The organism is Rhodococcus jostii NBRC 16295, assembly GCF_001894825.1.
Lineage (GTDB): Bacteria > Actinomycetota > Actinomycetes > Mycobacteriales > Mycobacteriaceae > Rhodococcus_F > Rhodococcus_F jostii.
In genome coordinates this window covers 1-11463 of record NZ_BCWY01000062.1, presented here as the reverse complement: position 1 = coordinate 11463, position 11463 = coordinate 1, and the positions used below count along the sequence as shown (strand labels likewise).

Genomic DNA, 11463 nt, shown 5'->3' with positions numbered 1-11463 from the left:
GAGGAAGGCTGGCCCGCGAACCCATCTCATTTCCTGCGATCAATGGTGGGGCGGTGTCCACGACTTTCTCCGTTCCGAGCGATCCCGGCCCATAGGGGCGCGCAAGGGTCGGGTTCAGGCCCGACATCGGCAGGCACGTACTGCACGGATGTCCGCGCGCACGTGGTATGGGTAGGTTCTCCAGCGTTGTCGAAATGTGTTGTCGCGTTGGCAAAGAACTTGTTCTCGGCGAGTAATGCGAGCGCTGTCGTGAAGCGGCCGGGACGGTGCTCGACGACGAGGCTGCCGCCCGCGTGCAGGAGCCGTGCCGCCGCAACAATGGTTTGCCGGGCAAGCTTCAGCCCCTCTGCACCACCGACGACGGGCCGTCGGTGGTACTCGCCGCACTGTGTGGGAAGGTCTTCGTCCTCGGGGATACACGGTGGACGGGCGAGGACCAGATCAGCCGTACCGTTGAGGCCCGGCAGCAGATTGGGCGCGGTGACGGCGGTTTCGTGAAGCACGATCGGGCTCTCGCCGAGCCGGATCTGACGTTCGATGTTGCGTCGCGCCACGGTCAGGGCGGTCGGATCCACGTCTACGGCGTGCACACCGGCATCGGCTCGGGCATGTGCGATTGCGAGGGCGATCGCTCCCGAACCGGTGCACAGGTCCACGACCACTGGTGTCGTGACATGTGAAATATCGGCGAGAGCCTCGGCAAGGACGAGTTCGGCGTTGGCCATGGGCTCTGGCACACCGGGGCAGACCCACACCTCGACACCGCCCAATTCAGCCCGCGAGAGTCGTCGCCCAGCTCGATCGATGGTGGCACTCTCGGTCTGCGGACTAACGCTGTGGGCGCGGGCGGGCGATCTGCCGGTGCTGATCGTGAGGGCTCTGCGCATGGCGGCCGCCTTGACCAGGGTCTCGGTGAACTCCTCGTCGGGATCGGACAATGCGACGATGGCGCCCCCGATCCCGAAACTCACGGTCCCGTGCCGGGACACCATGGTTCGGATGACGATGCTGAGGTCGGCGGTTCCGTTGATCGACAACCAGCCGAGGGCGCCTGAGTACACACCGCGCGGCCCCTCTTCCAACCGATCGATGATTTCCATGGTCCGGATCTTCGGCGCCCCGGTCATCGAGCCACCTGGGAAGCAGGCGCGCACACACCCGACCGCAGTCGCGTCACTGCGCAGCGTCCCCCGTACCGTCGACACGAGTTGATGTACCGGTGCGTAGGTCTCGACGTCGAACAATCGCGGTACGTGCACCGAACCGGGCGTGCAGACCCGTGAGAGATCGTTGCGCACGAGGTCGACGATCATGAGATTCTCGGCACGGTCCTTTTCGCTCGTCAGCAGGTCCTGGCGAAGCGCATCATCCGCCGCAGCGGTTGCACCCCGAGGCCGGGTGCCCTTGATCGGCTTGGACTCAACGACCCGGTCGGTGCCCACGCGCAGAAACCTCTCGGGTGAGGCACTGAGAATGTCCGCCGCATCGAACCTCAGGAGTGCTGCATAAGGCACCGGAGTGAGGGATCGGAGGTAGGCGAAGGTTTGGACGGGGTCTATCTCGACATCGATCTGGGCATGGTTCGTCAAGCACACTTCGTACGTTTCTCCAACCCGAATGTTCTCCAAACAGGTACGGATCTTGCTGAGGTAGGTTTCGCGGTTGTGGCGCAGCGTCATGCGCGGGTCCGCCGCCGACCTGATGAGCGGCCGCGCGGGATGAGCCTCGTCGGTCGTGACGGGCATCCGGTAGATCACCCTCGCCGTACGGCGCATCCAGTCACGATTGTCGGGGTCGTGTGCCTGCTCGCTGAGGGCCAATAAGTAGCAGCTGCCGTCGGCGTGGTCGATCACGACTGCGCGGTCGGCGAACACCAGGGCCGCGTCTGGTGTGTCCGCGGAGTGTTGCGCATTGCCGTCGGCTTCAGCCTTCAACTCGTAGCCCAGATAGCCGACGTAGCCCAGATCGAACGGGAACGGCAGGTCCTGGGATCGCGGCACAGCACGAACCCGCAACTGTTCGTCGAGGTAGTCGAAGAATGGTACGCGTCGTTTCTCGTCCGGAACGCCCGAACGATGCACCAGGACCGTGCCGTCCGCAACGCTGTACGTGACGTACTCGGCACGCGGGCCAGATGCGTCGCCCATGATGGTGAAGCGCGCCTCCGACTCCACCGTGGAGCTGCCATCGAGCCAAAAACTGTTGGGGCCGTGCGCGAAAAGGCGCTCATACACCGTCTGTGAATCGACTCGCCGTTCTATCCGCTGGGTTTCCACCACATACGGCGATAAGGTCCGCGGCCTACGTCGAGGCCTCGGTGCGGATCCCTTCCGGCGGGTCGGGGTGAGGTCACGGAAGTTGGCCAGGAGCTCATGTCCGTGATCGGTGCAGACCGATTCCGGATGAAATTGCAACCCCCACAGCGGGCGCAAACGATGCTTTACCCCCATGAGGACCCCGTCGGAGGTCCACGCCGTCGCCTCCAGCTCATCAGGGAGGTCTTCGACGGCGAGAGAGTGATAGCGGACGACCGACAGAGGCGAGGGGAGACCCGCGAACAGTTCTCTACCGTTGTGAAATACCTCTGAGTTGCGACCGTGCCTCGGCTCCGGTGCCAAGACGACATGCGCACCGAACAGTTGGCACAACCCCTGATGGCCGAGACACACTCCTAATGTCGGAAGCCCGCCCTGCAGAATTGCCCGCGAGCTGATGCCGAAGTCACGTTCGCTCGCTGGATGACCAGGCCCCGGAGAGATGACGATATTATCGAACTCGGTCAGTTCCAGCGCACACCAGTCCACGTCGTTGCGCACCACCGTCGGCGGGCACCCGTTGACGTCGCTGAGAAAGCTATAGAGGTTGTATGTGAAGGAGTCGTAGTTGTCGATCAACAACGTCTTTGTGAACATCGCTGTGCCCAGTTTCAGCGTGAGGGATGCGACACTACGTTGTCTCTCGCCGGTGCAACGACTTGATGAGGTCCCTCGACTTAGTGCAGGAGCTTTCGTCTGAGCGCGCCCCCCGAGCGCCCTCCTCCAGCGCGGGAAAGCTCGTGTGATTCACCGACTGGAGGCGAAACGGCCGACGTTGTGGGATGAGGCGCCACGCCGTGAAGTCCGGCCGCACCGGCGATGGTGCGGATGATTGCCACCAAGACCTCGCGACCCGTCGGCGCGGGCGGGAGGCGCCGCCGACCCTGAAGAAACTGACTAGATGCGCCTGACTGCAGGTGATGCCCGCTCGTGCATTTTCAGTGACGAGCCGAAAGAGGAGAATCGGAGTACTCGTAGCGTCGGTCCCGTGGGTCTGGTCGACATGGTCTGATCCTTTGAAGGGCTAATTAGCATGTCTATCAACGCAACTCGCCCAGACCCCGACAACCCGCGCGATGCGCGCACCTCACCTTAAGTCACAAAAGTCTGTGGATACAAGGTCGCCACTCCGGTTGTGATTGGCAGAGTAAATGGTCGGTTCTATTCACCAGTAAATCCTTTCCCGAAATCCCCACCCTCGGGCTCTCATCCGAAAATGGGGTGAGGTGCGTGCGTCGGGACACGCGCTGTGTTGTCGGTGTGAGGTGGTCTCCCGAGGTTCGGATCGGTGGTGGTTCGGATCAGGCTGCCGGGGTGGAGGGGGACGGTGTAACTCAGAGCCTCGGCCCACGAATGTGATTGCGTTTCTTGATGTGTCGGGCGGCCGGCTTGCCGCATCGTCTTCGTCATCCTCATCCGCGAAGAACCCGGCGAGCTGCTCCACGTGGATCTGCTCCTGACCATCGCCCCATCACGTTCGCACTCTCGGTTCTCGCCCACGGGCCCAGTGCAGCCCGTTGGCCGACCGCTATGCCACCTGGTTTCATCGCCACGCTCCCCGAGGACCAACCGTCTCGGACGGGCGAGGCACGACGACGTCTGATGCGAAGTCCCCGTCTCGGCGCCCAGCGCACCGCCTGCGCACCCGCGCGCCGCACAAGCCGTGGGGCCAAGCGGCCAGCGCCGCCGACACGTCCCTGAAACTGCGCTACGCACCACCCGGGCGGTCAGCTCCCCTTCGTGGACGGCAGTGACCGGTGCCCAGGCTAGCGGCAGTGTCGACGGAACGACATCGATTCGGTTCGGCCGGTGGTGTCGTCGCGCGTAGAAGCGGTCCCGCTACTCGTCGAGCAGGATCAGGCCCCGGTGTCGGACCCGGTGATGCTCGCGGGCGATCAGCAGGTGGACGGCGGCGGTGTGTCGGGTCAGGGTGTCGGCGCGGCGGGCCGCGTTCTCGTCGCCCAGCAGGTACGCGGCGGCGCGGTCGCAGTCGATGAGGAACCGCTCGAAGGCGAGCCGGGTGGGTGCCTGCTCGTCGAGGTGGGTTTGCGTGATCACCTCGACCAGCTGCAGGGGCACGCGCAGCAGCCGGTAGGGGAACCGGAGGAGGGCCATCGTGAGGCCGCCGAGCGTCACACCGCGGATCGTAACTTGATCGATATGTCGTGTGGGACAGCCTGGGGATTGTTGATGCGGAAAACAGGGGGTCCGGCTTCGGCTCGCAGCCGTTCCCGGGGTGGGATTCGAGTCGCGCTGTCGCGGGTAACCCGAAAACCCCATCCGAGGCGACACCCGCGTACGGCTGCTCCGAAGCAGGACAAATCCGATGACCTCACACCGGCACGTCACCATCGATCATGACGAGATCCGCGGGTGGATTCAGGCGCATCGCGGCGCGCCGGCACGATCGGCGGCGCACACCGACACCGCAGGCGCTCTGCATATCGATTTTTCCGGGGTCCGCACCGGCGAGCTCGTGCACATTTCCTGGCAGGAGCGGTTCACCGCGTTCGATGCGCAAGGCCTCGGTTGTGCTATCCGGATCCGCATCTACGTGGCGGAACGAGCGCGTGGTTCGAACTGGTTCCCCGCGGTCGCGCGGGCGGGCTTCACCCGTGAGGTGAGCGGCGTGCCCACGTCCCGGGTGCCCGGCACTCACGGCGGAGGTCGGCGAAGGGCGCGGCAATGCACGACGGTGCCGGAAGAGATCGCCTCGCCCGGTGTGCTCGTACTCGGTCAGGTCACCGTTCGACGGGTCATGTCCGCTTGGTGATGCTGTTGTCGGCGGAGACCGAAGCGTTGGCTGGGTGGCGGCCGAGGAACAGTGCCAGCATCGCTCCCGCCGCGCACACCAACGACGTGACCAGAAATATCCCGGTGTACTCGGTGAGCAGAGCCCGGTCGACTCCCCCGGTGTACTCGGCCAGCTCCCGTGCTGCCTGCTCGGGAGGTTTGCCCATGGGGAACGGCACCTGCAGGTTCGCGGTCAGGCCGTGGAAGCGGTGCAGACCCCACGCGGATAACGCGGCAATCCCGACGAGCATCCCGGTCATCCGCGCGACCACCACGGCGGCCGAGGCGATCCCGTGCTGGGTCGGCGGCACGGCGCGGAGCACCGCAACGGAAAGCGGCGCGATCACCAGGCCGAGACCGAGCCCGGCGATGGCCAGGTCGATGTCCAGCCGGGGCACCCCAATCGGCCCGACCTGGTACGGCGCGGACAGCACGTCCATCGGCCACCTGGCCATCCGGAAGTAGCCCGCCGCGGCCAGCAGCATGCCGGCCGCCGTGACCACCCGGTCGCCCAGCCGTGCTGCCAGCAGGCCGCCGAGCAGCGCGCCGACGGGGAGCGCGGCCAGGAACCTCAGCAGCAGTATGACCGCTCCCCGATCGTCCCGGTCGAGCAGCGACTGGGCGAACAGGTCGACGTCCACCAGGGTCACCATCAGCGCGATGCCTGCCGCTCCGGAAACCCCGAGCGCGGCAAGGAATGCGCCCATCTGCACGTCGACCGGGTCGATCAGCCGGGTCTTAGCGCGCAGCTCCCAGCCGACGAAGGCGACGGTAGCGACACCGACCCCGACCAGCATCGGCCCGCCCCACGGTGGCAGCACGGCGGTGCGCGGGTCCGGGTTGTACAGGCCGACGACGGCCAGCCCGAGGGCGACCGCGAGCAGCAGCCCCCCGGCCACGTCCACACGGACGGGCTGGTGCGCCGGATCGCGGCGCGGCACCGAAACCTGCACCGCGATCATCGCGAGCACGCCGAGCGGTACATTCATCCAGAACACGCCGCGCCAGCCGGCGATGCCGAACGCGCTGGACCACAATTCAAGGCCTGCGATCGCCACCCCGTACAGCGGACCCAGGACACTGCCCAGCTCCTGCGCGGCACCCACCGCGCCGAGCACGTTCGACCGCCGGTGGGTTGCCCACAGGTCGGCGGCAAGCGCCATGGTCACCGGCAGCAACGCCCCACTGGCGACACCCTGGACGACCCGCCCGGCAACGAGCATGGGCAGGTCGCCGGCGAACGCGGTGATCACCGAGCCGACCAGGAACCCGGCGAGGCAGCTCTGCAGCACCAGCTTGCGGCCGAACCGGTCCGATGCCTGGCCGAGCAGCGGCATCGCGGCGATGTAGCCGAGCAGGTACCCGGTGACGATCGGGGTCACCCGCTCCAGTCGGTTCACCGGGATCAGCAGGTCGTCCATGATCTGCCGGAACATGCTCACCACGACGTAGGTGTCCAGCGCGCCGAGCAGCACGGCGAGCGCCGCGGCGCCGACGGCGACGGTCCTGCGCCGCCGCGGGATCAGCTCGACACTCACGGCGGGGGAGTCACTGTCACGGGCTTGTCCAGCTCGGACACCACCACGTCGACGGTCGGGGCGTCTGCGCCGTCCGGCTTCGGGAACGTAACCAGCGCTCTGATCGGGAGGTGCATGCCGTCCTCCTCGAGCCAGACCGTGATGTCCACCTCGGACTCGACCCCGGGAACGATGTTGCCCACCGCGTCCTTGTCCGCCCGTCCGGTGATCTTGTACGCCGGTGTCCCGTCAACCTTCTCCCTCGCCTCGGTCTTCGCATCCGTGATGCCGGTCAGCACCTTCGCGAAGCCCCGGTCCGGGTCGAGGATGGCGGTCGGGTCGTAGTACTCGGAGGTGAGCGAGGACGGATACCGCTGAAACGTGCCGGTCGGGCCCCTCAGGTACAGCGAGTCGTCGACCAGCACGAATTCACCTTCGATCAACTGCCCGGCCAGGGTCAGCTTCACCGTGCCCTTCGCGCCACCGGCCGGGCCGCCCTCCCTGGTCAGGTCGCCCTCGGCGGTCTGCACGCTGATGCCCGGAATCGAGCCGGTGACGGTCATCGTGAAGTGTGCGCTCGTGATGTCGCGGAGGGCGGCCGCGGACTCGGCGAGCAGCCTGTCCGCGTCCGGCAGGTTCGCGCTCCCTCCCGAACTGTCGTTGGTGCAGCCGGTGATGACCGCCGCGCTGAACGCGAGGGTCCCGAGGAAGATACGGCGGGAGAGCATGCCCGCATCGTAGGACGCCGGCTCCGACAATGCCCGGGCTTGCGGCCAGTACCGGTGTCGTTGCGGGAACGCCCGGCCCCGGGGTCACCGGGCACGAACGACTTTCACCGGCCGAACCAGCTCGTCGACCGCCTCCGGTGTGGTGAAACGCCGACCAGGCGTGGCCGGCGACCACCGGTGCATCGACCAGGTGGGCGTACTCGAACGCGACCGCTCCTGCACTGAGCTCGGGGTCGTCGACGCCGACGACGACGGGCCCGGTGATCGGACGGCGCTCCGGGTTGTCCCTGCCAGATCGTGACGGGACAGGAAGTGAGGTTGCCCCTCGGGAGTGGACACCCGATTTCATGCGGCGACTGACAGCGTAGACGACGCGATCAGCCGCTGTTCGAACTCCACTGGGGTGAGATATCCGAGGGCGGAGTGACGGCGACGTCGATTGAAGTACGAGAGCCACTCGAACAACTCTAGCCGTGCCTGCGACTTCGACGTCCAGCTCCGTCCGTGCAGCCATTCCCTCTTGAGTCCTTGGAAGAACGATTCGGCGAGAGCATTATCGTAACTTGACCCGACGCGGCCTCGACTCGGGCGGATCCCATGACGGCGGCATACATCGGCGAAAGCTGCTGCGGTGTACTGAGATCCGCGGTCGCTGTGAAAGACCACGCCATCGACGTCACCACCGCGGGTGCGCACCGCCATGTCGATCGCGTCCGTGACGAGATCGGTGCGCATGTGGTCGGCGATCGACCAGCCCACCACCCGGCGTGAGAAGATGTCGATCACCGTGGCCAAATACAACCACGAGGATCCCACCGGGATGTAGGTTATGTCCCCACACCACTTGCTATCGACAGCCGTAGCGGTGAAGTCTCGCATCACCAGATCCGGCACCGACGGGGCCGACTTGTCCGCGATGGTCGTGCGCTTGCTGCGGCGCAGGTGCCGGCCCACCACGTGGTGGATTCGCATCAGCCGGGTCACCCGTTTGCGGTTGATCCTGCGCCCGCGGGACCGGAGTTCGGCATGCACCCGAGGGGCGCCGTAGGCGCTGCGGTGCTCGGCATGGATGGCGCGGATCTCGGCCACCGTCGCGGCCTCCTCGGCCTCGCGCTCGGCGCGGGCCGGTTCGGTGGCCAGGTGCTTGTAGTAACCGGAGCGGGAGGTCCCGAGCACCCGGCACAGCCGCTGCACGCCGAACTCGGCGCGATGAGCGGAGATGAAGTCCCAGCGGCGGGTCTTCACTTCACCTCCTTTGCGAAATACGCGGCTGCCCGGCGCAGGATCTCGCGTTCGAGCTGCCATTCCTTCTCGGCACCGCGCAGCCGAGCGTTCTCTGCCCGCAGCCGCGCGAGCTCGTCCGCTTGGGTTTCCCCACCGGCGGTGCTGCGGGCCTCATGGCGACCATTGCGGGCGGTGTCCTTACGGACCCACGTCCGTAGCGTCTCGCCACTGATGCCCAGGTCCGCGGCGACCGCCGCGTAGGTGCGTTTGCCGTCGGCCGCGCGGTACAGCGCGATCGCATCCTTCCGGAATTCCTCCGGGTATAGAGACTGGCGTCCCACTTCGACATCCCTCCTGGCTCTCCTGGAACCATTGTCAGGGGTGTCCACTCCAAGGGGGCAGCCTCAGACGTTGGGTCGACCCTTCTGAAGGACATTACGGAAGATGGTGTTGAATGCCTTCACCACGCTGGCGCTGGCCGGGGCCACTTTGGCGACTTCCTGCGCGATCGAGGTCTCCTCGCTGTGGGCCAGTCCGTCGAACGTGGCGTTGAAGGGGTTGCTGATGTCGACGATGACTTTGCCCGCGAGGGCGTCTGCGTACTCGGCGACGACCGGTACGACACCGTCGTACAACAGGGCCGTGATGACGATGTCCCCGGCCGGGATGGCGCCCCACGTGCCCGTCGTGGCGCCGCCACCCAGGGCCTTGGCCAGGGCGTCGGCCTTGGACTGATCGCGTCCCATGACCTCGACGGTATTGCCGCCCGCCACCGCGAGCGTGCCGATGGTGCGGGCCATGTTCCCCGTACCGATGAGGGTGATGCTGCTCATGAGATGTGCTCGCTTCCTGTTCAAGATGTCGCTGTGTCTCGTTCGTGCACGTTCGAGATCAGTTGGTTGTGGCGACTGGGTTGGTGTGGGGGTGTGCCCGCGGCATTGCTGGTGTGTGGTTCAGATGGCGGTGGTGCCGCCGTCGGTGACCAGTTCCAGGCCGTTGACGTAGCTGGAGTCGTCGGAGGCGAGGAACAGGGCGACGCTGGCTATTTCTTCGGGGCGGCCCATCTTTCCGCGGGGGATGAGGGACTCGAATGCGGCCTTGGTTGCCTCGTCGAACAGTTCTTCCTGTTTGGCGGTGGCGACCTGGCCGGGGGTCAGGACGTTGACCCGGATCTTGCGGTCGCGCAGTTCGTTGAGCCAGACGCGGGCCCAGGCCTGCTGGACGGCTTTGCTTCCCGCGTAGAGGCTCCAGCCGGGGAAGGCGCCGAGGGAGGCGTTGGATCCGGTCATCAAGATCGAGCCGTTGTCGTTGATCAGCGGTAGTGCCTTCTGCACGGTGAACAGGGTGCCGCGCGCGTTGAGCCAGAAGGCGCGGTGGAACTGTTCCTCGGTGATCTCGCCGAGGACGGCGGGTTCGCCCATCCCGGCGCTGGCCCACAGCACGTCGATCGAGCCCTTTTCCCGCTTGACGGTGTCGTACAACCGGTCCAGGTCGTCCAGTTCGGCCGCGTCACCTTGGACGGCGGTGACGTTGCGGCCGATCAGCTTGACGGCGTCGTCCAGTGCTTCCTGGCGCCGGGCCTGGATGAAGACGTGCGCTCCTTCCTCGACGAACAGTGTGGCACCGGCCAGCGCCATGCCGGTGGATCCGCCGGTGATCACTGCAACCTTGCCATCGAGCTTTCCCATGACCACTCCATTCACGTGCCGTGCCGATGTTATGTACACCGATCTGAGTACTTAACGTAGCGAACCGGTGCGCGGGGTGCAAGTTATGCACACCGATCGGTACCCAAGTGGGTTACGCTGGGCTCATGACAGAGGTGGAGAAGGGGCCGCGAGGCCTGCGCCGCGGTAGGGGCGCACGAGAGCGCATCCTCGGCGCGTCACAACAACTGTTCCGCGATCAGGGCATCAACTGCACCGGCCTGGAGCAGCTCTGCGCGGTGGCCCAGGTGTCCAAGCGCACGCTGTACCAGCACTTCACCGGTAAGGACGAGCTGATCGCCGAACACCTACGCCGATTCGATCCCGACATCCTGCCCGAGGTGTTCGAGCGCACCGACCTCACACCGCGCGAACGACTCCTGGCCGTCTTCGACATCCACGCGCCGCTGTGTCCGTTCATCGCGGCGGCCGTCGAAATCCCGGACCCGGGCCATCCTGCGCGTGTACTCGCCCGCGACTACAAGAAGGCATTTGCGGGGCGGCTCACCGAAGCGGCCCGCGAGGCCGGCGCCGACGACCCGGAGCGGCTCGGCGAGCAGCTGGCGCTGCTCCTGGACGGCGCCTCTGCTCGAAGTCGAGTCCTCAACACCGACACCTTCGCCACCGCCGCCGCCATCGCAGCCGTCCTCGTCGACAACGCCATCCCCACGGCGGCGGTACCGGCCGCCGCTTCGCTCAGGAGTTGACCAGCCTGCAACGCCGCCCGGCACCGCTGCACCAACTGAGGCCGATACGCTAACGGCAACTCCGCCACAACACTCTCCACTCGCTCAGTGTTGCGACCACCGCAAGAACCCCCAAGGGATCGACTTACGTGGGTCGCTTGGGCAGCAGACACGTTCCACGGGCTGGAAGCTCACTTGTGGTGGCCAGACGATCGAGCCTGGTACGTGGCAACACACTTCGACTTCCCATGCGCTTATCTCGGCGGCAGTACCCGATGTATCGATGATGTGCTGAACACTGACTCGCTCGACGCGTGGCCGGCGGCGACCTCGCCGCAGATCACGGTCGATAGTGACCTTGTGAATACGGTACTTCTGCAAAAGCGGGGACCACGGCACCGTCCAGAGTAGGAGCGGAGGCCACGGATGAATTCCGCTGGCCACCTCGGTGCCCGATCCTCAAACGGACCCGGCCGGTGGTCCAGATTCCACTC

Annotated in this window: 8 protein-coding genes and 1 pseudogene; 2 read left to right on the top strand and 7 right to left on the bottom strand. The window is 66.0% G+C overall.

Annotation, left to right across the window (positions count from 1 at the left end):
- Nucleotides 1-26: 26 nt before the first annotated feature.
- Both pabB and RJ1_RS30975 read right to left on the bottom strand, forming a co-directional pair.
- Nucleotides 27-2912: an aminodeoxychorismate synthase component I gene (pabB, locus tag RJ1_RS30980; protein WP_073366332.1), complete on the bottom strand. Its 2886-nt coding sequence runs from the start codon at nt 2910-2912 to the stop codon at nt 27-29.
- A gap of 1242 nt (nt 2913-4154) precedes the next feature.
- Nucleotides 4155-4451 carry a hypothetical protein gene (locus RJ1_RS30975; protein ID WP_073366331.1) on the bottom strand — a complete coding sequence of 99 codons (297 nt, stop codon included), beginning with the start codon at nt 4449-4451 and terminating at the stop codon, nt 4155-4157.
- A 190-nt stretch (nt 4452-4641) separates the two neighbouring features.
- Between RJ1_RS30975 and RJ1_RS30970 the strand changes: the two are divergent.
- Nucleotides 4642-4934: pseudogene (locus tag RJ1_RS30970) on the top strand (hypothetical protein).
- 137 nt (nt 4935-5071) lie between these two features.
- Here the strand turns inward: RJ1_RS30970 and RJ1_RS30965 are convergent.
- The 5 genes from RJ1_RS30965 to RJ1_RS30935 all read right to left on the bottom strand — a co-directional run bounded on the left by RJ1_RS30965 (nt 5072) and on the right by RJ1_RS30935 (nt 10265).
- Nucleotides 5072-6646 (bottom strand): MFS transporter, encoded by a 1575-nt coding sequence (locus RJ1_RS30965; RefSeq protein ID WP_073366330.1) that lies wholly within the window; start codon nt 6644-6646, stop codon nt 5072-5074.
- Nucleotides 6643-7353, bottom strand: a complete 711-nt coding sequence (locus tag RJ1_RS30960) for an LppX_LprAFG lipoprotein (protein ID WP_073366329.1) — start codon at nt 7351-7353, stop codon at nt 6643-6645. The genes RJ1_RS30965 and RJ1_RS30960 overlap by 4 nt, the downstream gene beginning before the upstream one ends.
- 345 nt (nt 7354-7698) lie before the next feature.
- A protein-coding gene (locus RJ1_RS30950) for an IS3 family transposase (protein ID WP_143049009.1) occupies nt 7699-8918 on the bottom strand; the annotation gives its coding sequence in 2 pieces (ribosomal slippage) (nt 7699-8663 and nt 8663-8918; 1221 coding nt in all).
- A 63-nt stretch (nt 8919-8981) separates the two neighbouring features.
- Nucleotides 8982-9410 (bottom strand): NADPH-dependent F420 reductase, encoded by a 429-nt coding sequence (locus RJ1_RS30940; RefSeq protein WP_205415423.1) that lies wholly within the window; start codon nt 9408-9410, stop codon nt 8982-8984.
- A gap of 120 nt (nt 9411-9530) precedes the next feature.
- Nucleotides 9531-10265 (bottom strand): SDR family NAD(P)-dependent oxidoreductase, encoded by a 735-nt coding sequence (locus RJ1_RS30935; protein WP_073366326.1) that lies wholly within the window; start codon nt 10263-10265, stop codon nt 9531-9533.
- 125 nt (nt 10266-10390) lie between these two features.
- Here RJ1_RS30935 and RJ1_RS30930 point away from each other — a divergent pair, with 125 nt between their 5' ends.
- Complete coding sequence (locus RJ1_RS30930; RefSeq protein WP_073366325.1) at nt 10391-10990, top strand: TetR/AcrR family transcriptional regulator; 600 nt, start codon at nt 10391-10393, stop codon at nt 10988-10990.
- Nucleotides 10991-11463 lie beyond the last annotated feature (473 nt).